The sequence below is a fragment of the Duganella sp. CT11-25 genome (assembly GCF_047302815.1).
GTDB lineage: Bacteria > Pseudomonadota > Gammaproteobacteria > Burkholderiales > Burkholderiaceae_D > Rugamonas.
On sequence record NZ_JBKBFD010000001.1, the window covers coordinates 3,724,553 to 3,746,719 of the forward strand.

Annotated in this window: 16 protein-coding genes; 5 read left to right on the top strand and 11 right to left on the bottom strand. The window is 66.8% G+C overall.

Features of this window, described 5'->3' with window-relative positions; genetic code table 11:
* Positions 1-33: 33 nt before the first annotated feature.
* Positions 34-942 carry an alpha/beta hydrolase gene (locus tag ACEN9F_RS16035; RefSeq protein WP_413421189.1) on the bottom strand — a complete coding sequence of 303 codons (909 nt, stop codon included), beginning with the start codon at positions 940-942 and terminating at the stop codon, positions 34-36.
* A gap of 68 nt (positions 943-1,010) precedes the next feature.
* On the opposite strand from ACEN9F_RS16035, the gene ACEN9F_RS16040 reads away from it, so the two are divergent.
* Positions 1,011-1,811: a substrate-binding periplasmic protein gene (locus ACEN9F_RS16040; RefSeq protein WP_413421191.1), complete on the top strand. Its 801-nt coding sequence runs from the start codon at positions 1,011-1,013 to the stop codon at positions 1,809-1,811.
* A gap of 76 nt (positions 1,812-1,887) precedes the next feature.
* Here the strand turns inward: ACEN9F_RS16040 and ACEN9F_RS16045 are convergent, their stop codons facing one another.
* From ACEN9F_RS16045 to ACEN9F_RS16075, 7 genes are all read right to left on the bottom strand, one after another.
* Entirely contained in the window at positions 1,888-4,353 is a 2,466-nt protein-coding gene (locus ACEN9F_RS16045; RefSeq protein WP_413421193.1) for a TonB-dependent receptor plug domain-containing protein, read from the bottom strand.
* Between the two features lie 81 nt (positions 4,354-4,434).
* Complete coding sequence (locus ACEN9F_RS16050) at positions 4,435-4,953, bottom strand: RidA family protein (RefSeq protein ID WP_413421195.1); 519 nt, start codon at positions 4,951-4,953, stop codon at positions 4,435-4,437.
* Positions 4,954-4,966: 13 nt separating this feature from the next.
* Positions 4,967-5,380 carry a c-type cytochrome gene (locus tag ACEN9F_RS16055; protein WP_413421197.1) on the bottom strand — a complete coding sequence of 138 codons (414 nt, stop codon included), beginning with the start codon at positions 5,378-5,380 and terminating at the stop codon, positions 4,967-4,969.
* Positions 5,377-6,984 carry a flavin monoamine oxidase family protein gene (locus ACEN9F_RS16060; RefSeq protein ID WP_413421199.1) on the bottom strand — a complete coding sequence of 536 codons (1,608 nt, stop codon included), beginning with the start codon at positions 6,982-6,984 and terminating at the stop codon, positions 5,377-5,379. The genes ACEN9F_RS16055 and ACEN9F_RS16060 overlap by 4 nt, the downstream gene beginning before the upstream one ends.
* Before the next feature lie 389 nt (positions 6,985-7,373).
* Positions 7,374-9,191 carry a Mu transposase C-terminal domain-containing protein gene (locus ACEN9F_RS16065; protein ID WP_413421201.1) on the bottom strand — a complete coding sequence of 606 codons (1,818 nt, stop codon included), beginning with the start codon at positions 9,189-9,191 and terminating at the stop codon, positions 7,374-7,376.
* Positions 9,191-9,337 carry a hypothetical protein gene (locus ACEN9F_RS16070; RefSeq protein ID WP_413421203.1) on the bottom strand — a complete coding sequence of 49 codons (147 nt, stop codon included), beginning with the start codon at positions 9,335-9,337 and terminating at the stop codon, positions 9,191-9,193. Before ACEN9F_RS16070 ends, ACEN9F_RS16065 begins: the two co-directional genes overlap by 1 nt.
* Before the next feature lie 263 nt (positions 9,338-9,600).
* Positions 9,601-11,847 (bottom strand): DEAD/DEAH box helicase, encoded by a 2,247-nt coding sequence (locus ACEN9F_RS16075; protein WP_413421205.1) that lies wholly within the window; start codon positions 11,845-11,847, stop codon positions 9,601-9,603.
* Positions 11,848-11,986: 139 nt separating this feature from the next.
* Here ACEN9F_RS16075 and ACEN9F_RS16080 point away from each other — a divergent pair, with 139 nt between their 5' ends.
* Positions 11,987-12,973, top strand: a complete 987-nt coding sequence (locus tag ACEN9F_RS16080) for an alpha/beta fold hydrolase (RefSeq protein WP_413421207.1) — start codon at positions 11,987-11,989, stop codon at positions 12,971-12,973.
* A gap of 88 nt (positions 12,974-13,061) precedes the next feature.
* Here the strand turns inward: ACEN9F_RS16080 and ACEN9F_RS16085 are convergent, their stop codons facing one another.
* Both ACEN9F_RS16085 and ACEN9F_RS16090 read right to left on the bottom strand, forming a co-directional pair.
* Entirely contained in the window at positions 13,062-13,313 is a 252-nt protein-coding gene (locus tag ACEN9F_RS16085) for a hypothetical protein (RefSeq protein ID WP_413421209.1), read from the bottom strand.
* Positions 13,314-13,418: 105 nt separating this feature from the next.
* Positions 13,419-14,222 carry an SDR family oxidoreductase gene (locus ACEN9F_RS16090; RefSeq protein ID WP_413421211.1) on the bottom strand — a complete coding sequence of 268 codons (804 nt, stop codon included), beginning with the start codon at positions 14,220-14,222 and terminating at the stop codon, positions 13,419-13,421.
* A 78-nt stretch (positions 14,223-14,300) separates the two neighbouring features.
* On the opposite strand from ACEN9F_RS16090, the gene ACEN9F_RS16095 reads away from it, so the two are divergent.
* From ACEN9F_RS16095 to ACEN9F_RS16105, 3 genes are all read left to right on the top strand, one after another.
* Positions 14,301-15,920, top strand: a complete 1,620-nt coding sequence (locus ACEN9F_RS16095) for a M28 family peptidase (protein WP_413421212.1) — start codon at positions 14,301-14,303, stop codon at positions 15,918-15,920.
* Between the two features lie 65 nt (positions 15,921-15,985).
* Positions 15,986-19,468, top strand: coding sequence for a DUF6701 domain-containing protein (locus ACEN9F_RS16100; protein ID WP_413421214.1), 3,483 nt, complete (start codon positions 15,986-15,988; stop codon positions 19,466-19,468).
* A 79-nt stretch (positions 19,469-19,547) separates the two neighbouring features.
* A complete protein-coding gene (locus tag ACEN9F_RS16105) occupies positions 19,548-20,246 on the top strand; it encodes a dienelactone hydrolase family protein (RefSeq protein WP_413421216.1) in 699 nt (232 codons plus the stop codon).
* Here ACEN9F_RS16105 and ACEN9F_RS16110 read toward each other — a convergent pair.
* Entirely contained in the window at positions 20,243-22,087 is a 1,845-nt protein-coding gene (locus ACEN9F_RS16110) for an EAL domain-containing protein (RefSeq protein ID WP_413421218.1), read from the bottom strand. The genes ACEN9F_RS16105 and ACEN9F_RS16110 overlap by 4 nt on opposite strands.
* Positions 22,088-22,167: the final 80 nt, after the last annotated feature.

A 22,167-nucleotide genomic window follows, 5' to 3' on the forward strand; every position in this document is an offset into this window, starting at 1 on the left:
CTCGTGTCCAGGTTTTAGACCTGACCCCGGAGTTCAGAGGCCCAGCGCCTTGCGGATCTGGGCCGAGACGATGCTCCACGAGGGCGAGGTGGCGGCGACTTCGTCGTAGTGGCTGCCGCCCGGCAGGACGATGACTTCGGCGGCGTCGCCGGCGGCCTGCGCGCGGCGCGCGTAGTCCCGGCCCGCGCGCAACGGCGAGATCGTGTCCAGCTCGCCATGGATCAGCACCGTGCGCACGCCCGACGGCAGCATCTCGGCCGGCGAGGTGTCGGCATAGACGTCGGGACGCTCGGCGCTGGCCACGCCCGCCAGTTGCGCGGTGTCGCGGTCGCAGCTGCTTTTGATCAGCGCCGCTTCGTTGCGCAGGTCGGCCAGGCCGCCCAGGCTGATCACCGTCGGCACCGGCAGCGGATCGGCGACGAACAGGGGGCTGCTGCGCGGCAGCCGCGCGCGCGCACCGGCCCATTGCGCCAGGTGGCCGCCGGCCGAGTGCCCGACCAGCACGATGCGCGACAAATCCAGCTGGTGCTCGGGCGCCAGTACGCGCAGGCGGTCCATGGCCGCCGCCACGTCGTGGTACATGCCCGGATAGCCGCCGCCCGCCTCATCGTAACGACGGTATTCGACGTTCCATACCGCGATGCCCTGCCCGGCCAGGTCGCCCGCCATGTTGCGCATCTGCGTGATGCCGCCGAATTCCCTGGTCCAGCAACCGCCGTGGATGATCACCGCGACCGGGAACGGGCCGTCGCCGGCCGGCTGGAACAGTTCGGCGAACTGCGACGGCGCCGCGCCGTAGGCCACGTGCCGGCTGGGCGCCGGGCCGTTCAGGGCCAGGTAATCCTGCAAGGTCATCGGCGCGATTCCGGCCCCACCGGCCGCCGCGCCCACATTGCCCGCGATGGCCGCGGCCAGCAGAGTCCCGCCCATTTTTTTCAGCATGCTTGTACGCTCCCATGAAGCTAGTCTAACCAGATCGGCCGATGGCGCATGCTACACTCAAAAGACAGATGAAGACAAACCTCTACCTCCGGCTTTGCCTGGCGGCTGGCCTCGCCCTGGCCGGCCCGCTGCGCGCGGCCGAGCCGCCGGCCGCATGCCCCAAGGTCGTGCTGGGTGCGGGCCCGGACTATCCGCCGCTGCACTGGTACGACGGCACCGCCCTGCGCGGCGCCAGCGTGCAGCTGGCGCGGAAGATCTTCGCCGACATGGGCGTGCCGGTCGAGCTGCGCTATGTCGGCCCCTTCCCGCGCCTGATGGCCAACGCGCAGCGCGGCCAGATCGACGTCGTGGCGACGCTGAAGCGCACGCCCGAACGCGACGCCTTCCTGACCTTCACCACCGTGCCGGCGTTTTCCAACCCGGTGTCGGTGTTCGTCCCGCGCAACCACAGCTTCCGCTACGCCGGCTGGGACGACTTGCAGGGCCACACCGGCGGCATCGCCAGCGGCACCCGCTTCGGCGAGCCGTTCGACACCTTCCTGCAGCAGAAGCTGCGCATCGAAACCAGCAGCAGCCTGGAATCGAATTTCAAGAAGCTGGCCGTCGGCCGCATTGATTACCTGATCACCGGCTACTACAACGGCATCGCCTACCTGGAGGCGCACCGGCAGCAGGAGCAGTTCACCGCGCTGCAGCCGCCGGTCAACGACTCCGAAAACCATATCGCCTTCTACAGCAAGAGCCCCTGCATGCGCTACTACAAGGAGTTCGACCGCCGCCTGGCGCAGCTGGTCAAGACCGGCGCGCCGGAGCGCATGATCCAGGACGCGCTGCAGGAATGGCGCGCCGACCCGCGCACCGTGCGATAAAAAAAAAGGCCGCCCCGAAGGGCGGCCCCGCTTGCTGCATTTACTGCATTTACTACACTTACCACCAAGCCCCCGCTTAGAACTTGTAATTGGCGCGCACGTAGTAGTAGCCGCCGTTGATGCCGAACGGCGAGAACGATGGCAGCACGTTCACCGCCGCGTTGTCGCCCGCCGCGCGCTGGTCGGCCAGCAGCGCGGGATTGACGCCGTTCGGATAGGTGTTGAACAGGTTGTTGGCGCCGACCGCCAGCGACAGCGCCGGGCTGACCTTGTAGCCGATCTCGAGGTCCGTCAAAGCCTTGGTCGAGATCTCGGTCTTGTGATAGACCGCGCCGTCTTCGCTGCCGTAGCCGGTCGACTTGCCGTAGATCGCTTCGCGCAGGTTGACGGTCCAGTTGCCGATCTTCCACAGCGCGCCCAGGTTGACGCGCAGCTTGGGCGACGCGGTTTCCAGGTCGGCGATGGCGGTCTTGTCGAGCAGCGTCTGCGGCAGCAGCTGGGTCGGCGCCTGGTTGATCTTGGTGACTTCAACCTTGTTGTAGTTGGCGGCGGCCGACCAGTCGACCCGGCCCGCGGTACCGTAGTTCTCGTTCAGCGTGGCGACGAATTCCAGGCCGCGGCTGCGGGTGTTGACCGCGTTCGAGAAGATGTTGATACCGGTCTGGCTGACGGTGCTGTCCAGCACATTGCCGTTGGCCTTGATGGCGGCCGTCACCGCCGGCGAGTTGACCGAGCCGCCGGAACCGTACAGCGAGCCGGAACCGACGATGCGGTCGCGGATCTTGATCTGGTAGGCGTCCAGCGTGATCGACAGGTTGTTGGCCGGATTCAGCACGATGCCGAGGCTCAGGTTGTTCGAGCGTTCAGGCTTCAGGCCGTCCACGCCCACCAGCTTGGCGCCGGCCGAATTCGGCGCCAGCTGCACGAAGGCGGTGGTCGGGCCGACGTTGGTGGCCGAGTAGTATTCCTCGGCCAGCGTCGGCGCGCGGAAGCCGTTGGACACCGTGCCGCGCAGCGCGAAGGCCGGCGAGAAGTCGTAGCGCGAGGTCAGCTTGCCGACCTTGGCGTTGCCGAAGTCGCTGAACTTCTCGTAGCGGCCGGCCAGGTCCACCGTCCAGTCGGCCAGCGGGGTGCCGGCGACGTCGAGGTAGGCGGCCTTGTTGTTGCGGCTGTGGCTGCCGGCGTCGGTCAGCGAGAAGCCCGGATACGACTGCGAGCCTTCCTTGTAGCGCGAGGCGGCGTCGCCCGCTTCGATCTCGTACTTGTCGGTGCGGTGCTCGATGCCGGCGGCGATGTTGAGCGGCTTGGCCCAGCCGATGTTGACTTCGCGGCTGGCTTCGAGCGAGGTGGTGAACTGGCTGGCGATGAAGGCGCCGGCGCGGAACACGGTCGGCGTGGCGCCGGTGTCGTTGAACAGCGAGACGTTGCCGGAATCGGCGACGCCGATTTCCGCCTTGTCGCGGCCGTAGGTCGAGCTCAGGTCCAGGTTCCAGTCGCCCAGCTTGCCCTTGATGCCGCCGGTGAAGGCGAAGTCGTCCTCCTTCATGGTTTCGCGCGGCGAGAAGCCGGTCGGGTAGAGCACCGGCAGGCGGGTCGGCAGGCGGTAGTTCTCGAACGCGCTGGCCTTCTTCTTGCCGTAGGTGGCGATGGCGTACAGTTGGCTGTCCGGCGTGATGTCCCAACCGAAGTTGGCCGCGAACACGTGCAGGTGGTACTGGGCGTCGCCGGCGATCTTGTTGACGTGCGGGTAGCCCGGCTGCTGCAGCATGCCGTTATTGGCCGGGAAGTTGGCCGGGTTGATCACGCGCGGGTCGATGCCGCCGCGGTCGCTGTAGCCGTGGTATTTCGATTCCGCCGTCAGGCTCAGGTAGGCGTCCTTGAACGGCTCCAGGCCGATGTTGGCGGCGCCGTCGCCGGTGCGGCCGCCGCCGTCCCAGTAGCCGCCGCCGGTGACGGTGGCGGTGCCGCCGTGGTTGTTCGATTTGAGGATGATGTTGACCACGCCGGCGATGGCGTCGGAGCCGTATTGGGCCGCCGCGCCGTCCTGCAGCACTTCGATGTGGTCGATCGCCGCCACCGGAATGAAGTTCAGGTCGGCCGCCGCGCCGCCCTGGTACGGTCCGCCCAGCACGGCCAGGTTGGCGGTGCCGTGGCGGCGTTTGCCGTTGATCAGCACCAGCGTGTTGTTCGGGCTCAGGCCGCGCAGGCGGGCCGACAGCGTCAGGTTGGCGGTGTCGCCGCCGAAAGCTTGCGCCGTGAAGGAAGGCAGGTTCTGCGCCAGCGCCTGGATCAGGTCCGGCTGGCCGGTGCGCTGCAGCGAGGCCGCATCGAGCACCTGGATCGGCGAGGCGCTGTTCTCGGCCTTGATGCCGCTGGAACGGGTGCCGGTGACGATGACCGAGCCGACCGGCGTGGCGCCGGCATCGGCCGCCGCGTCCGCGACGGCGGCGGCGTCGTCGGCCGCCGCGGGAGCGGCGTAGACGCCGATTGCCAGTGTGGACAGCACGGCTGCGACGCCGATCTTGAGTGTGGCCTTATGCATATTTAAATCCCCATTTTTGAATAACATAGAAAGTAAGACCCGAAACAAAAAACCTGGTGTGCCGCCTTCCTTCACGACGGCTTATTTGGTGGCGGCGACCACCTCGATCTCGACCAGCCAGCCCGGGTTGCTCAGGCCCGCGACCTGCACCACGGCGCGCGCCGGCAGGTTGGGCTGGGCGCCGCCGAAGTGCTGGGTGTAGGCTTCCATGAAGCCCTTGGTGTCGGCCTTGCCGCCCTTGGCCGGATCGCCGACCAGGAACACCTGCATCTTGACCACGTCGGACATCTCCAGCTTCATGCCGGCCAGGATCTCCTTGATCTTCTTGAGCACCGTTTCGGACTGGGTCTTGGTGTCGCCGAAGGCGGCCAGCGAGTCCGGCGCGGCGGCGGCGTCGACCACCGCCGGCACCTGGCCGCTGATGAAGTGGATGGTGGCGGTCGGCGGGATGGTCACGGCCAGCGCGATCGGGAAGTCGGAACCGGGGATCTTGTGGCGCACAATGTCGGCCTTGGCCGGCGCTTTCGGCGCGGCGGCGGCGGCGCCGGACAGCAGGCCCAGTGCGGCCGGGATCAGCAGGGTTGCGAGTGCTTTTTTCATGGTCTCTTATCTCTCAGTGTTTGTTGGACATCGTGGTATTGCCGAAGGCGTCGAGGCCGAGCGAGGAGCGCAGGGCCAGCACCTCGGCCTCGCTCAAGCCGTCGGCCTTGTTACCCCAGTTGCTGCGTACAAAAGTGAGCACGGTGGCGATATCGCGGTCGTTCAGGCTGTCGCTGAAGTCGGGCATGCCGCCCCGCCCTTTCAGCAGCACGGTGGCCACATCGACGCTTTTTCCCTGCACGAACTTGCTGCCGGCCAGCGGCGGGAAGGCGCCCGGTATGCCCTTGCCGCTGGCCTGGTGGCAGGCCGCGCAGTTCTTCAGGAACAGCGCCTTGCCGTCCATCTCCTGGGCGCGCGACGGCGCGCTGGCGGCCGCCGCGAATGCCGCCACCACCACCATCGCCGCCTTGATCAGGGTCTCCTTCATGCGCTGGCCCTTTCATGGATCTTGGCGATCTGCTGCCACGCCGATTCGATGGCGCCGGCCTGCCAGCCGGTCAGGTAGCTCAGGTGCTCGCCGGCCAGCAGGATGCGGCCCTCGCCCTCGACCAACGTCGGATAGGCCGCGGCGCGGGTCTTGTCGGTCCACTCGGCCCAGCCGCCCAGGTTGTACTGCACGCGGTGCCAGGCCACCGAGAACGAGCTCTCGAACGATTCCTGGTACTGCGGGAAGATCTTCTGGCCGGCGGCCAGCGCGAACTCGGCGCGTTCCTTCGGCGACAGCGCGCTGATTTCAATCGCGGCCGTCTGGTACTGGTAGTAGCCGAGCAGCACGCCCTTCTTCTTCTGCCAGTTATACGAAGGCATGGAGATGGTGTTGATGCCTTTCAGGTCGGTCAGGATATGGCCGCCGTAGATATGGTCGTCCTCTTCCCAGAAGCGGCGCTTCATCTGCAGGCCGATCTTGCCGACCGGCGCATACGCCACGGTGGCGACGGCCTGCTTGAACTTGTCCGTGAAATCGGTGTCGATCTGGCGCAGCACCGACAGCGGTATCGCGCACAGGCAGTAGTCGGCGCTGATGGTGCCGACCTTGTTGGTGCCGGTGTCCTTGTAGGTCACCGTCACACCCTTGTCGTTCTGGCGTATGGTCTGCACTTCCGACTTGTAGCGGATATTCTTGCCGACCCGTTTTTCAAACGCCTTGGCGATGGCGTCCATGCCGCCCACCGGCTGGAACATGGTGTTCTGCATCGGGAAGTCCTGCACCGCGCTGTAGACGTTGCCCAGCTTGGAGGCCAGCAGGTCCTTGAAGCCCAGCGGATCGGACAAGGCACCCGGTCCCGGCGACAGGCCCGCGCCCGGATTGACGGCGAAGCCGCGGCCGCTGCGGCCCTTGTATTGCAGGTCCGCGCCGGCCAGGTGGCCTTCGTGCGCCAGGTAGTCCAGCAGCAAACGCTGGTCGTCCGCCGTCAGTTCCTGGTCCAGCTGCTTGTTCTTGACCGACTTGGCCAGCAGCTCGGAGACGTGGCCGCGCATGTCGGACTTGATCTCCTTGATGCGCATGCGCTTGCCGGCGAACGGGCCGGCGTTCTCCGAATACACGTAACCGTGGTCGTTATCGTTGACCATCACCTCCAGCGGCACCTCGAACAAGCGGGTGTAGTGCAGCGTCGATTGATGGTGCAGCGGGATGCGCCACGGACCGTGGTTGATGTAGTGGCCCTCGTCGAAGGTGCAAGTCTGTTTTTCGCCGCCCAGTTCCGTCAGGCTGAAACCCTTGCGCGCAGTCTGGCAGCGGCCGCCGGCGAAGGCGCGCGCTTCCAGGATCTGGCACTGGTATCCCAGCTTGCCCAGCTCGTAGGCGGCGGTCATGCCGGCCAGGCCGGCGCCCAGGATCAATACCTTCTTGCCCTTGCCGCTGCCGCTGAGCGCGGGCGGCGCGGACGCCGTGGAGGCGATGCCCATGCCCCAGGCGTTCATGGTATTTAACAGCAATCCGGTGCCGCCAACGGCGGCGGCCCGGTACAGGAAATCCCTGCGGGTAAATGAACTAAACGATTTAAACGGTTTTACTGTTTTACTATCCATCTGCTTCCTCACCAGTCTGCTGAAAGATCCTTGGGAGACTTGCTATCCCATAGTTCCCATCTAGCAATCCGCGTGCCACGGATTGAAAGAAAATAAACATGCTTCGTGGAGCAAGGAAGCCTTATGGAATCAGGCTAAACGATATAAAACAATGTCCGCTCATAAGCCTCGAAAACATTGTCCATACAGGTAAGCAAGCGGCGCGGGCGACAAACTTTATTTGCGCGGAACAGACTTTATTTACGGACGATTTGCGATGCCCGGGAGCGTTCCGCGCAAGCGCTTCCACGCGCGTTTACGCGCATCGCACCGTTAAGATGCACGCACCGGAAAAGGCAGGAGTGGTATGCACGACGCTGGATCGCGCCGCGCGCTATCGCAGAAGGGAATCAGCCGGCGAAGCTGGCCAGGCTGTGCGTAGTGGTACGCAGGGGCAGCGCCGGCGCGGCGGCCTGGCCGCGCGGCATGCGCCCGATCTCCGCCGCCGACAGGTGGCGATGGGCGGCGCTGGCGTCCGCCATGTGGCAGGCGTGGAACTGCATCGGCGCGGCCGGATCCAGCAAATAAATCATGTCCAGGTTGGACGGATCGTAGGCGACCCTGACGCTCCATTGGCCGCGCAGGCGCGCGCGTTCGAACCAGCGTTCGTTGATGGCGCGGGCGCAGGTGTAAAGACTTTCGAACAGCGCGATGCCGTCGCCGGTCACGCTGGCCGGCGCCACCGGCATCAGGCTGCAGCGGATCAGGTGCTCCGGGTAGATCTTCAAGCCGCCGCCGCGATGGGTCACGCCCCAGTCCCACAGCCGGCGCGGCGTGGCGCCGCCGGCGTGGGGCAGCGCCTGGCGGCTGTTGTAGTACAGGACGCAGTCGATGACGATGCGGGTGAACTGCTCCAGGTCGAGCACGCCGTCCAGGCGGCAGGCCGCGCCTTCGGCGGCCGGCGCCAGCAGGCGGAAGCGTTTTTCCAGCACGGCTCGGCAATCGTCGGGACCGTCGTCGACGGCGACGCAGCGCAGGTTGAAGTTATTCAGCAGCGTCTCGCCGCTCCAGCCGCAGGTCAGCGCGGCATTGGTGAACAGGGTTTCCGGCAGGTGGCGGCAGGGCCACTGCTCGGCTTCGATGCGGCGGCCGAACTGCTGGCTGTAGCGCTGCTTGTCGGCGCTGCAGTTGGCCAGCGCCAGCATCGCTTGCGGCCAGCTGGCCTCGCCCATGCCGACATACATGCCGGTCACCAGGCGGCTGAAGGAATCCAGCACCAGATAGATCAGCGGGCGGCCGATGGCTTGATTGCGGTCGGCGCGCGAAACCAGCTGCACCTCGGCGCGCACCGCGTCCAGGTAGAAGCCGGCGCCGGGCCGTCCCGGCGGCAGCGCGCCGGCCGCCAGCGGCGGCGACTCGGGCGGCGTGAAGGCCAGGGCGCTGCGGCGCGCCACTTCCGGCGGGCGGTCGTCGTCGTGGTCGAGCCAGTAGTTGAACTGGCCAAAGGTCGGCAGCTCGATCTTCTGGCTGGACGGCGTGGTCAGCACGCGGCCCGATTCGGCGTCGATGCGGCGCTCGACGAAGAACTCGGCCAGCATCTGCTGGTAGGCGCCAAGCCGCGAGAACTTGCCATGGCCGGCCGCGTAGTGCGCGGTGGCGACACGGAAGGTGCGGCGGATTTCCTCGTCGGCGTTCAGGCCCGGGCCGTCGCCGGCACCGTTCTTGCGCGGGCGGCCGCGCTTGACGCCGGCCGAGGCCTGGCGCACCTTGCCCCTGGCGCCCGAGTTGCCGTAGTCCGGCAGCAGCGCGTTGGGCGTCTGCCCGCGCTGCCAGTAGCGGCGCAGGTAGCGGTAGATGGTCGGATGCGAGACGCCGTGCGCCGCCGTCGCCTGGGCGATCAGCTGGCCGCGCTGGCGCGCTTCGTAGATGCCCGGTTCCAGCGCCACCAGCGGCTCGATGATCTCCCACGCGCGGGCGCGCAGTTGCAGGTGCTTGGGCGGCAGCAGGTCCTGGCTGACGACCAGCAGGTAAGGGTCGGCCGGCAGCACGCTGGCGTGGCCGGACCGGATGTCGGCATGCAGCACCGACAGTTGGATTAACTCGACATCGGCCGAGCGGGCCGCCACGTCGAAGATATAGGCGTGGCTTTGCTCGGGAGCGATCCACAGGATGCGGACGGTGCGCGGAGACGGATGCGTGTAGTGCAGCAGGTCGTTCCGCAGTAGCATCAGCGCCCCTTGTTCGAGAAGGAAGAAACGTTGAACGGACGGGTATTCACTACGATCGAATGCAACCCGACTTGATCCGGCTCGCGCAGCATTTGCGGCTTGATCGAATCGACAAACGTGGCCCACAGCTTCCTGAATGATGTCATTTCAATGCTCCAATGCATAACGACTTGTCTCCAGGTTGGAGACGCTCGACGACGCGTCTTTTATAAGGATGTACTGTCACATATGCAATAAGCGGGCCAGCGCTCAAGGACAGCGGCTTCTCCTATGAGAGCGATTCATATGGGATTTCTTGCGATCACTATTTCAGTATCGCCAAGCTTTGTTTTGGTGCGGCGCAGCAGCGATGCGCACCGGGCGCGTGCACGGTGGCCGGATGAAAACGGGGCCTTGCGGCCCCGTGGTATTAGTACTTCCTGGATTTCGGCTTGGCGCCCGGCATCGGTTTTTTCGGCGGCGTCGACTTGCCCGACTCCGGCGGCATGCGGTCGGCGTGGCTGATCTTCAGCTGCGCGCCGCCTACCCACACCTTGCCCAGATGCTTGAACAGCTCGGGCGGCATGCCGTCCGGCAGCTCAACCATGCTGTAGGTGTCGAAGATTTCGATGCGGCCGATATGCTTGGCTTCCAGGCCGGCCTCGTTGGCGATGGCGCCGACGATGTTGGACGGCGTGGCCGAGTGGTTGCTCCCCACCTCGATGCGGAAGGCGCTCATCGGCAGGGTGACCTTGTTCGGCTTTTCCTTTTTCTTCTTCGGCGCGGCGTCGTCCAGGTCGGCGGCGCTGACGCGCGCGACCTTTTCCAGCGGCGAGGCGGAAGGCGCGGCCGCCGGCGCGCGGGCCGGGGCGGGGGCGGATGCGGGACGGGCCGCCGGCGCCGGGGCGAACGCGGCAGCCGGCGCGCCGTCGCCCTTGTCGGCGCTGATGCGCAGCTGCTGGCCCGCGACCTTGATGCCGGCCAGGTGGCTCAGCACGTCGGCGCCCAGGTTGTCCGGCATGTCGAGCACGCTGTAGTCGTCGTAGATCTCGATGCGGCCGATGTTCTTGGAGTCGATGCCGCCCTCGTTGGCGATGGCGCCGACGATGTTGCCCGGCTTGACGCCGTGCTGGTAGCCCACTTCAATGCGGAAGGTCTGCATGCCGGCGTCCGGCGCGCGCACGATGCGTTCCTTTTTCGGGAAGCGCTCGCTGCGTTCGCCGCGGTCCGGACGGTCGCCGCGCTCGAAACGGTCGCCGCGGTCGCCGCGATCCTGGCCGCCATGGCGCTCGAAGCCGACCTGGCGGCCCGGGCGCTCGTCCCAGGTCGCGGCGGCCGCCTGCTGCTTCTTGTCCAGCAGCAGCGGCACGTCGCCGCGCGCCATCTTGGCCAGCGCGGCGGCGATCTCGATCGCCGGGATATTCTGTTCGCGCTCGAAGTCCTCGATCAGCGACTGGAACTGTTCCAGCTCGCCCTGCGCCAGGGTCTCGCTGATCTGCGACTTGAACTTGGCGATGCGGACATCGTTGACCGCCTGGATGGTCGGCAGCTCCAGCATGCCGATCGGCTGGCGGGTGGCGCGCTCGATCGATTTGAGCAGGTTCTTCTCGCGCGGGGTGATGAACAGGATCGCCTCGCCGCTGCGGCCGGCGCGGCCGGTGCGGCCGATGCGGTGGGTATAGCTTTCCGGATCGTGCGGCACGTCGTAGTTGACCACGTGGCTGATGCGCTCCACGTCCAGGCCGCGCGCGGCGACGTCGGTCGCCACCAGGATGTCGATCTTGCCGTCCTTGAGCTGCTGGATGGTGCGCTCGCGCTGCGCCTGCTGGATGTCGCCGTTGATGGCGGCGGCCGAGAAGCCGCGCGCCTGCAGCTTCTGCGCCAGTTCCTCGGTACCGAGCTTGGTGCGCGAGAAGATGATCATGCCGTCGAAGTTTTCCGCTTCCAGGATGCGGGTCAGCGCGTCCAGCTTGTGCATGCCGGACACCAGCCAGTAGCGCTGGCGGATGTTTTCATTGGTGCCGGTCTTGGCCGCCACCGTGATTTCCTTCGGATTGCGCAGGTAGGTATTGGCGATGCGGCGGATGGCCGACGGCATGGTGGCCGAGAACAGCGCGGTCTGGCGCGAGTCCGGGGTCTCCTGCAGGATGCGCTCGACGTCGTCGATAAAGCCCATGCGCAGCATCTCGTCGGCTTCGTCCAGCACCAGCGTCTTCAGCTTGGACAGGTCGAGCGACCCCTTGTCCAGGTGATCGATGACGCGGCCCGGGGTGCCGACCACCACGTGCACGCCGCGGCGCAAGGCCGACAGCTGCGGGCCGTAGCTTTGGCCGCCGTAGATCGGCAGCACGTGGAAGCCGGGAATGTGCGCGGCGTAGGTCTGGAAGGCTTCGGCGACCTGGATCGCCAGTTCGCGCGTCGGCGCCAGCACCAGCGCCTGCGGCGTGGTCTGTTTGATATCGATGCGCGACAGGATGGGCAGCGCGAAGGCGGCGGTCTTGCCGGTGCCGGTCTGGGCCTGGCCCAGCACGTCCTGGTTATCCAGCAGCGAAGGGATGGTCGCGGCCTGGATCGGCGATGGCGACTCGTAGCCCACCTCTTTCAGGGCCTTGATCAGCGGTGCGCTGAGATTCAGGTCGGTAAAAAGGGTGATGGGGGAGGATGGGGTTTCAGACATGGCGTCACTCACAAGTATGTTCGAATCGCCTAATTGCGAAAGAAATTTGTGCGTAGTTTACTCTTTATCGCCGAACAGCGACGATTTTTGCGGTTTTCCACTATATTGACGTCTTTCCTGTCATGGAGTGAACCTCTCAATGCGCGCCCTGCTCTACACCATCGCCGCCCTCGCCGGCCCGGTCTCCGCCGCCACCTACGGCCCCGAACTGGAAGGCTTCGCCTACCCGCACCCGCTGCGCCATTTCTCTTTCAGCTCGCAGGGCCAGAACCTGCAGATGGCCTATATGGACGTGGCACCCACCGGCGCGGCCAACGGCAGGACCGCCGTTCTCCTGCACGGCAAGAATTTCTGCGGCGCGACCTGGGACCAGAGCATTACAGCCCTGAGCGCGGCCGGCTACCGCGTGGTGGCGCCGGACCAGATCGGGTTCTGCGCCTCGACCAAGCCGGAACGCTATCAATACACCTTCCAGCAGCTGGCGGCCAATACCGACGCGCTGCTCAAGCACCTCGGCGTCAAGCAGGCCGCCATGGTCGGCCACTCGACCGGCGGCATGCTGGCCACCCGTTACGCGCTGATGTATCCGGACGCCGTGTCGCGGCTGGTGCTGGTCAATCCGATCGGACTGGAAGACTGGAAAGCGCTGGGCGTGCCGTCGCGCAGCGTCGACCAATGGTATGAGCGTGAGCTGAAGCTGTCGGCCGACGGCGTGCGCGCGTATGAAAAATCGACCTACTACGTCAACCGCTGGAAGCCGGAATACGAAAAGTGGGTCGACATGCTGGCCGGCCTGAACGCGGGTCCGGGCAAGAAGGCCGTGGCGTGGAATTCGGCGCTGATCTACGACATGATCTTCACGCAGCCGGTGATCTACGAGTTCCCGCTGCTGAAGGTGCCGGCCACGCTGATGATCGGCGACGCCGACACCACCGCCATCGGTAGCGACATCGCGCCGCCGGAAGTCAAGGCGGCAATCGGCAAGTACGCGGTGCTGGGCAAGCAGACGGTCAAGCTGATCCCGCACGGCCGGCTGGTGGAATTCAAGGGGCTGGGCCACGCGCCGCAGATGGAAGACCCGGACGCCTTCCACCGCGCGCTGCTGGAAGAACTGGCGCGCCCATAGAAAAAGAGACGGTTTGGAGGCCGTCTCTCTTCTTGCGCCGCCCAGGCCCTGAGGGTCCGGGGCGGCACGTCAAGCGCTAGCTGACTGATTACTTGCTGGCGGCTGGTGCCGCTGCGGCAGGAGTCGAAGCAGCCGCCGATGCCGAAGCCGATGCGCTGGCTGGTTTTGCTTTCTTGGTGTGATGCGCTTTCTTGGCTGCCGGTGCGCTGGCGGCTGGCGCCGACGCTGCTGCCGATGCCGCAGGCACGGAGGCCGATGCGGAGGCCGATGCTGCAGGCGCTTGTGCGAATGCTGCGGTTGCGAACAGGCCGGCGATCAGAGTAGCGATAATTTTGGTCATGATGTATTTCCTTTTCGGGTTTCGGCGCCGGGACAATCCCGTGTCGCATGAGCAAAAAACGCGGCCCGTGAGCACCGGGTTGACGGCATTTACACTTGCTTACAATCAAGGCCGCACATCGTCCTTCAGCGCCGCCAGCGCGATCCGCTCCACCACGCCCGGCGCGATCAGCTTGAGCCAGCGTCCCAGCTTGCCCTTGGCCGACATCACCACCTCGCGCCGGCGCCGCTCCATGCCGGCGACGATCAGCGCCGCGCATTCCTCGACCGGCATCGCCTTGTCCTCTTTCAGGCTGCTGCTGCCCAGCGCCCCGCCGGCGGCGTTGAAGCCGCAGTGGCGTATCCGGGTCGCCACCACGCCGGGGTAGGCGACGGTGACGCTGACGCCGGCCGCCTTCACCTCCGCGCGCAGGGCCTCGAAGAAGCCGCCCATGGCGAACTTGGTGGCGCTGTAGGCGGTGCGCCCCGGCACCCCGACCAGCCCCGCCAGCGACGACACCGCGACGATGCTGCCGCGCGACCGCTTCAGGTGGGGCAGCGCCGCGTGCGTGCACCACACGCTGCCCCACAGGTTGATCTTCATCAGCTCCTCGTACCAGCCCAGGTCCGCGACCTCCTCCAGCAGCGCATGGGCCGAGCGGCCGGCGTTGTTGACCAGCGCATCGATGCGGCCGAAGCGCGCCACGCTGGCGGCCACCAGCGCCAGGCACTGGGCCTGCTCGGAAACGTCGGTCGGCGCCACCAGCGCCTGCGCACCGGCGGCGCTGCAGTCGGCGGCCACCAGCTCCAGCGCGGCCCGGTTGCGCGCCGCCAGCACCAGCGCCACGCCGGCGCCGTGGCGGCGCGCCAGCTGTCGCGCCATCTCCGCGCCGATGCCGTCCGACGCGCCGGTGATGATGATGACTTTCATATGTCTCCCTGTATTTTTGTCGAATTACAGTAAGATAACCGGCTTCAGCCCCGGAACCACCATCCACACGGAGTAAATATGCGTCTTCCCGTATTCGCCCTCGCCGCCGGCCTCGCCCTGCAGGCGCACGCCCAGCAAGCCGTCGTCGCCGAGGCGCCGCTGCGCGCCCACCTGTCCTTGCTGGCCGACGACCTGTTCGAAGGCCGCGGCACCGGCCAGCGCGGCGGCGACCTCACCGTGCGCTACCTGGAAACGCAAGCCGCGGTGCTCGGCCTCAAGCCGCTGGCCGACGGCACCTATCGCCAGTCGGTCAAGGCCGAAGGCACCAAGCTGCTGCCGGGCAGCGTCGCCCGCTTCACCGCCGAGGGCGGCAAGACGCTCAGCCCTGCCACCGGCGCCGAGATCCTGTTCGGCACCATGAGCGGCAAGGAAAACCTCACCGTCGACGCGCCGCTGGTGTTCGTCGGCTACGGCGCCGTCGCCCCGGAAGAGAAGTGGGACGACTACAAGGGCGTGGACGTCAAGGGCAAGATCCTGGTCATGATGGTCAACGATCCGCAGCCGACCGCCGAGGAACCGGAGCGCTTTGCCGGCAAGGCCTACACCTACTATGGCCGCTGGATGTACAAGTATGAGGAAGCGTTGCGCCAGGGCGCGGCCGGCGCGCTGCTGATCCACACCACGCCTTCCGCCTCCTACGGCTGGAGCGTGCCGGCCACCAGCTTCTCGCACGAGCGCTTCCACCTGGCCGGCAGCGGCAACCCGCTCGAAGGCTGGCTGCAGGAAGACACGGCGCGCGCGCTGTTCGCCGCCGGCGGCTTCGACCTCGACAAGCTGCGCGCGGACGCCGAGCGCGGCGACTTCCGCCCGGTCGACCTGAAGGTCACGATGCACGCCGAGGTGAAGAGCAAGATCCGCCAGATCGAACAGTTCAACGTGGTCGGCATCGTGCCCGGCACCGATCCCAAGCTGAAGGCCGAGGCGGTGGTCTACTCCGCCCACTGGGACCACCTGGGCATCGACGAGGGCAAGCCGGGCGACAACATCTGGAACGGCGCCATCGACAACGCCTCCGGCGTCGCCGCCTTGCTGGCGATGGCGCAGGAAGCGGTCAAGCATCCGGCCAGGCGCGCGCAGGTCTTCCTGTGGCCGGCCGGCGAGGAAACCGGCTTTCTCGGCAGCATCGCCTACATCCGCAACCCGGCCTGGCCGCTGGACAAGACCACGGCCGACCTGAATCTGGACAGCATGAACTTCGTCGGCAAGACCCGCGACATCGGCGTCGCCGGCGCCGAGCGCAGCAGCCTGTACGCCGCCGCCGGCGCGGTGGCAAAGCAGATGGGCCTGACCCTGGCGCCGGCCATCCCCGACCTGTCGGGCGCTTACTTCCGCGCCGACCACTTCAGCTTTGCCAAGGCCGGCGTGCCGGCGTTCAACGTCGGCTCGGCGGTGTTCTCGGGCGACGGCTATTTCGACTTCATCAAGAACCATGAACAATCGCGCGCGCGCCTGGTGGCGTTCAAGCAGGATTACCACCAGCCGAGCGACGAATACCACGCCGACTGGGACCTGTCGGGCATGGTGCAGCAGGCGCAATTCACGCTGAACCTGGGCTACGCGGTGGCCAATGCGCCGAAAATGCAGACCTGGAAAGCGGGCGACGCCTTCGGCAAGGTCAAGCGCCAGGCTCAACGTTAAAAAACTGCCACACGGAAACTCACCCGAACCGCCTATAATTCAGGCAGGCGTGTTCAGGTGTGATTATGAATTTCAATTCCGTATGGCTTATCGTTTTGACCATGTTGCGGGCCGTGCCGGCGCTGCTGATGCTGGCCGGCGCCGCGCAGGCGGCCAACCTCGGCTTCAACGGCGGCGCCGTCGCCTCCTGCACCTACGCCAGCGCCAGCCAGACCTACACCTGTAGCACCCTGGCGCTGGGCGCCAACGACAGCGCCGTCATCGCCAGCGGCTACACGGTGGTGGTCAACAACGGCGTCTCGTTCAGTTCCGGCCAGGGCCTGCAGATGAGCGGCAGCGCCAGGCTGCAGACCAGCGGCAGCAACGCGCTCGACCTGTCCGGCTCCCAGAATCTCAACGTCAGCGGCGGCTCGCTGGCGGCCGGCGGCAATTTCAAGCTCGGCTCCAACGCCCAGGCCATCACCGCCAACGTCACCGCCGCCAGCGTCACCACGGGCGGCTCGTCGGCCAAGATCACCGGCACCGTGGCCGCCACCGGCCTGATCGACCTCGGTTCCAGCACCACCATCACCGGCGCCGTCAGCGGCGGCTCGATCAAGACCAACTCCGACGTCATCCTGGGACCGCTGACCATCACCGGCGCGATCGACCTCGGCTCCAGCAACACCATCAACGGCGCCGTCAGCGGCGCCTCGATCAGCACCAATTCCAGCGTCACCATGGGGCCGCTGAGCATCACCGGCACGGTGGACCTGGGCTCGTCCAACACCATCAACGGCTCGATCAGCGCCAACAACATCAAGACCAATTCCAGCCTGGTCGTCAGCGGCTCGGTCAGCGTCAGCGGCCTGGCCGACCTGGGCTCGGGCATCAAGATCAGCGGCAGCGTCAGCGCCGGTTCGGTCAAGACCAACTCGCCGGCGCAGATCGGCGGCGCCATCACCGCCGCCGGCACCGTCGATCTCGGCTCCGGCGTCACCGTCGGCGGCAATGTCAGCGGCACCACCATCACCACCAACTCGCCGGTCAACATCACCGGCAACGTCAGCGCCAGCACCTCGTTCACGCTGTCGTCGGGCAGCACGGTGACCGGCAACATCACCTCGCCCACCGTCAAGCTGAACGCCTCGGGCGTCACGGTCAAGGGCGACATCGCCGCCTCCAGCTCGCTCGACATCGGCAGCGGCACCACCGTCACCGGCAACCTGACGGGCGGCTCGCTGAACCTGCGCGCCTCCGGCGTCACCGTCAACGGCAATGTCACGTTCACCGGCGACGTCGACATGGGCTCGGGCGACACCATCAACGGCGACCTATCGGCGCACAACGTCACCACCCACTCCAGCGGCGCCACCATCAACGGCAACGCCGCCGTCAACGCCATCTACCTGGACTGGGGCGCCAGCGTCAGCAAGACCATCACCTGCACCGGCGCCGCCCCCGGCGCCCCGGTCTGCAGCTGCGTGACCAAGGCCGACAGCAGCTACCAGCCGACCTGCGGCGCGCCGCCGGTGGCCGGCCCGCACCACATACAGATCAGCCACAGCGGCAGCGCGCTGACCTGCCAGCCGCAGACCGTGACGCTGACCGCCTGCGCCAACGCCAACTGCACCGCGCCGCACTACACCGCCGCCACCGCCGTCACGCTGCAGCCGGGCGGCAAGGTGTTCACCGTCACCGGCGGCGTCAACAGCGCCGCCACGGTGGAGCAGGGCGCGCAGGGCACCGCCCTGCTGTCGTCCAGCAGCCATGCCTACAGCTGCGTCAACAGCGGCGATCCCGCCCATCCCTGCGAGATGAAATTCACGACGTCCGGCTTGACCGTCACCGCCCCCAACCACGTCTCGATGGCGGGCGCCACCGTCACCATCCAGGCGCTGACCGCATCGGGCAACAACCAGAGCTGCGTGCCGCTGGTCGCCAGCAAGACGGTCAGCATCGATATGGCTTGCACCTACTCCGACCCGGTCAGCGGCACGATCCAGCCCAAGATAGGCTCGACCAGCCTGAGTTGCGGCGGCGGCACCACCGGCGTGCAGATGAGCTTTAACGCCAGCGGCATCGCCTCCGCCGCGCTGGAATACGCCGACGCCGGCAAGGTGAACCTGGCGGCCGGCTACACCTATAGCGGCGGCACCGCCTTCAGCGCGACCGGCAACAACAGCTTCATCGCCGCGCCCAAGGAGTTCCTGATCGTCGCCACCAACGCCGTCACCGGCGTCAGCACGGCGGTCACGCATGACATCTTCGCCAAGGCCAGCGAGCCGTTCACGGTCAAGGTCAGCGCCGTCAACGCGCTGGGCAACGTCACCAGGAACTTCGGCCGCGAGGCGACGCCGGAGAGTGTCACCTTCCTGCCGCCCACGGTGGTTAACCCCGTCGACGCCGGCAACAGCGGCACCATCAGCCAGGGCCAGTTCAACGCATTCAGCAACGGCGTCGCCGACAGCAAGAGCGGCAGCGCCGGCCAGTGGAATTTCAGCGATGTCGGCGCCATCAAGCTGGACGCCAGGCTGACCAACGCCAGCACCTACTACATGGGCTACACCCCGCTCACCGGCTTCGTCACCAAGGGCACGCTGACCATCGCCCGCTTCATCCCGGACCACTTCGACACGGTCCTGATGACCGACAACGAAATCTCCACATTGGCGCCCACGCAGACCGGCGGCCGCACCATGAACTGCAGCGGCCTGGTGGCCGGCGTCAATCCGTGCACGGGCACCAGCACCGGCTTCATCCATTCCGGACAGCCTTTCTTCCTGAAAGTGCTGGCCTACAATGGCGCGTCGCCCACGCCCGGGCTGACCAGCAACTATGCCGGATCGCTGGCCAAGCCGATCACCACCACCGCCTGGACTGCCGCCGGCGGCGCCGTTGCGGCCTCCGGCGCCCTGGCCTGGAGCGGGGCCGACCCCAAGTTCAGCTTCACCGCCGGTAGCGGGACGCCGGCCGCCCCCGGCCCGTCGAGCACCAACCTGCCGCGTTTCACCTTCACCTCGGCCTATCCGGCCAGCGACATCCTGCCCGCCACGATCTACCTGCGCGCCATCGACACCGACAACGTCAGTTCCCTGCGCAGCGTCAGCGCCAATTCGGTGGAAGCGCCGCTGACCGTGGTCAGCGGCCGCCTGCTGGTGGCCAACGCCTACGGCTCGCAGAACTCGCCACTGCCGATCGACGCCAGCGCCCAGTACTACATGCCATCCGGCTACGTGTTCAATTCACAGGTCAACGCCGTCAGCGCCGCCACCGTCGCCAGCAAGATCACGTTCAGCAAATGCCAGAAGGCGCTGGACATCAGCGGCAACGGCGGCCTGATCTGCCCGGCATCGCTGAAGGTCGCCAACCCCAACGACGTTCTTACCCTGGACAAGGGCAAGGGCACATTCCGGATGGCGGCGCCGACGCCGACGCTGACCGGGATCGGCTCGGCCAATGTATCGCTCGGCCTGATCTTTGACTACCTACCGAGCAGCACCGGCCGCGAGACCTTCGGCATCTACCGCTCCGGCCCGGTGATCTACACGCGCGAAGTGCATAACTGAAGCCGGGCCGGGCGGCTCTGCACGGCGGCGCAAAACGGAGTACGATGGCCGCTTTCTGAACCAGCGCATAAGGAACATCATGGAAACCAATTCCCAGTGGATCGATATCGAAACCGCCGACGGCACTTTCGGCGCCTACCTGTCGCTGCCGCGCGGCGGCAAGGGCCCGGGCATCGTGCTGTTGCAGGAGATCTTCGGCGTCAACCAGCATATCCGCAACGTCGCCGACCAGTACGCGGCCGACGGCTACGTGGTGCTGGCGCCGGACCTGTTCTGGCGTGACGGCGCCCGCATCGAACTGGGCTACGACGACGCCGGCTGGAAGCGCGCCGTCGAACTGATGCAGGCGACCGACTTCGCCAAGGCGCAGGCCGACATCGCCGCCACCATCAAGGTGCTGCGCGCACAAGACGGCGTCGGCGACAAGATCGCCTCGATCGGCTACTGCTTCGGCGGCCGCCTGTCCTACCATACGGCCGCCAACGGCCTGGTCGACGCGGCGCTGTGCTACTACGGCGGCGGCATCCAGAACGCGCTGGACCGCGCAGCGGAAATCAAGGTGCCGGTGGTGATGCACTTCGGCGCCGCCGACAGCCATATCCCGCTGGACGCCGTGAAGAGCATCGCGGAAAAATTCGAATCCAACGAGCAGGTCGAGATCCACGTCTACGACGGCGCCGAGCACGGCTTCAACTGCAACCACCGCGCCAGCTACCACCAGCGCGCCGCCGCGCAGGCGCACGGCAACTCGCTGGTCTTCCTCGGCGAGCAGCTCTAAGCCTTCAGCAGATCGCGCAACTGCCGCACCGTCAACGGCGGCGCGTCGGCGGCGCGGTCGCGCAGCGCCGTCAGGATGCGCACGATGGCGTCCGGCGTGCGCGCCGCGCTGAAGTACCAGCCCTGCGCGCACACGGCGCCGCGCTGCGCCAGCCAGGCCAGGTCGGCCTCCTCCTCCAGGCCCTCGCACAGCAGCTCGGCCTTGAACAATTCCGCGATGCCCTGGATCAGGTGGAACAAGCCCGCCACCTTGTCGCTGCCGGCCACGCCGTTGACGAACTGGCGGTCCACCTTGAGCCGGTCGAAGGGAAAGCTGCTGATCGCATCCAGGTTGGAATAGCCGGTGCCGAAATCGTCGACCGCGATGCGCGCGCCCAGCGCGCGGAACTCGGCCACGCGCGGCGCCACCAGCTCCACCGTTTCCAGCAGCTGGCTCTCGGTCACCTCCAGCTCCAGCATGTGGCCGGGGATGCCGTAGCATTCCAGCACCCGCCGCAGCTCGTCGATCACCTGCGGATGCAGCAGCGAGCGGCGCGAAAAATTCAGCGATACCGGCGCCACCGGCAGGCCGGCGTCCAGCCAGCCGCGCATGTCGCGGCACACCTGCGCCAGCACCAGCAGGTCGAGCTGGTAGATCTTGTCGGTGCTCTCGGCCAGCGGAATGAAGCTGTTGGGGAAAACCATGCCGCGCTGCGGATGCTGCCAGCGCACCAGCGCCTCCAGCCCGATCAGCGTGCCCTGCGCGTAGTTGACTTGCGGCTGGTAATGCACCGCCAGCGCGCCGTGGCGGGCGTCGCCGTCCAGCGCCGCCTGCAGCTCGAACACCATGTGCGAGCGCGCCAGCAGCTCCGAGCCATACTGCTTGACGGTGGTGCGCAGCAGATTGCCGGCGATCGACGAGGCCGCCGTGTCGGCCGCGTCCAGCAGCGCCACCGCCGAGCCGCCGTACGGCGTGTCGCGGTGCTCGACGCCGACCCGCGCGTGCAGCACGTGCGCGCCGCCCTGCCCCAGCATGAACGGCCGGCTGATGCACTCCGTGAGCCGCTCCAGCATGGCCGCGTGCGGCTCGCGCTCGCCGAACAGCGCAAACGCGAAGCGGTCGCCGCCCAGGTGGCCGACCAGGTTGTCGGCGCCGGCCCAGCCCGCCAGCCGCTCGCCCATCTCGCGCAGCACCAGGTCGCCCTGCTCGCGCCCGAACACGTCGTTCAGGCGGCGGAAGCCGGCCAGGTCGACAAAGCCCACCACCACGTGCGGCCGCAGCGTCTGCTCCAGCCCCAGCTGCAGATGGTGCAGGAACACGCTGCGGTTGGACATGCCCGTGACGTCGTTGCAATAGCGCAGCTCCAGCGTGTCGACCACCAGCCTGGCCATGCCCTGCAACATCAGCACCTCGCCGGCGTCGAGCCGGCGCGGGTCCGTGCCCATCACCCACAGCGTGCCGAGCAGGTAGCCGCGCGCGCCGTGCAGCGGCACGGCGGCGTAGTGATGGTAGTGGGGCGCGTGCACCACCAGCGGATTGCCGCGGAAGCGGGCATCCTTGCCGGCATCCTCGACCTCGAAGAAATCGGCCTCGGTGGCGGCGCCCACCACCCAGGTGCAGAACGAGCCGGCGCGCGGCACATGGCGCGCCTCCAGCCCGACCCGCGACGGCAGCCAGATCTGCGACTGATAGACGATGCTGACGCCGCCGATGTCGGCGCCCACCGATTTGATCGCCAGGCTGGTGATCAGGTCCAGCTTGGGATCGGATTCATCCAGCGTGATGGCGTAGCGGGATAGTTCGGCCAGGCGGCGATGTTCGGCATCGGCCTCGGGCTCTTGCTGTAACGCGCTGCTGTCCATGCTTGACTGCCCTTCCCGCCCCGATGAAGTGACCATATAGCTTAACTTGCATGGTGACATAGAAATGCAATTGTTGCATC

Bases quoted from the DNA above. Each gene is read 5' to 3' on its own strand.
- ACEN9F_RS16085 (WP_413421209.1), bottom strand. From the start codon at position 13,313: ATGACCAAAATTATCGCTACTCTGATCGCCGGCCTGTTCGCAACCGCA.
- ACEN9F_RS16055 (WP_413421197.1), bottom strand. From the start codon at position 5,380: ATGAAGGAGACCCTGATCAAGGCGGCGATGGTGGTGGTGGCGGCATTC.
- ACEN9F_RS16070 (WP_413421203.1), bottom strand. From the start codon at position 9,337: ATGACATCATTCAGGAAGCTGTGGGCCACGTTTGTCGATTCGATCAAG.
- ACEN9F_RS16100 (WP_413421214.1), top strand. From the start codon at position 15,986: ATGAATTTCAATTCCGTATGGCTTATCGTTTTGACCATGTTGCGGGCC.
- ACEN9F_RS16060 (WP_413421199.1), bottom strand. From the start codon at position 6,984: ATGGATAGTAAAACAGTAAAACCGTTTAAATCGTTTAGTTCATTTACC.
- ACEN9F_RS16105 (WP_413421216.1), top strand. From the start codon at position 19,548: ATGGAAACCAATTCCCAGTGGATCGATATCGAAACCGCCGACGGCACT.
- ACEN9F_RS16095 (WP_413421212.1), top strand. From the start codon at position 14,301: ATGCGTCTTCCCGTATTCGCCCTCGCCGCCGGCCTCGCCCTGCAGGCG.
- ACEN9F_RS16065 (WP_413421201.1), bottom strand. From the start codon at position 9,191: ATGCTACTGCGGAACGACCTGCTGCACTACACGCATCCGTCTCCGCGC.
- ACEN9F_RS16090 (WP_413421211.1), bottom strand. From the start codon at position 14,222: ATGAAAGTCATCATCATCACCGGCGCGTCGGACGGCATCGGCGCGGAG.
- ACEN9F_RS16110 (WP_413421218.1), bottom strand. From the start codon at position 22,087: ATGGACAGCAGCGCGTTACAGCAAGAGCCCGAGGCCGATGCCGAACAT.
- ACEN9F_RS16075 (WP_413421205.1), bottom strand. From the start codon at position 11,847: ATGTCTGAAACCCCATCCTCCCCCATCACCCTTTTTACCGACCTGAAT.
- ACEN9F_RS16050 (WP_413421195.1), bottom strand. From the start codon at position 4,953: ATGAAAAAAGCACTCGCAACCCTGCTGATCCCGGCCGCACTGGGCCTG.
- ACEN9F_RS16040 (WP_413421191.1), top strand. From the start codon at position 1,011: ATGAAGACAAACCTCTACCTCCGGCTTTGCCTGGCGGCTGGCCTCGCC.
- ACEN9F_RS16080 (WP_413421207.1), top strand. From the start codon at position 11,987: ATGCGCGCCCTGCTCTACACCATCGCCGCCCTCGCCGGCCCGGTCTCC.
- ACEN9F_RS16045 (WP_413421193.1), bottom strand. From the start codon at position 4,353: ATGCATAAGGCCACACTCAAGATCGGCGTCGCAGCCGTGCTGTCCACA.
- ACEN9F_RS16035 (WP_413421189.1), bottom strand. From the start codon at position 942: ATGCTGAAAAAAATGGGCGGGACTCTGCTGGCCGCGGCCATCGCGGGC.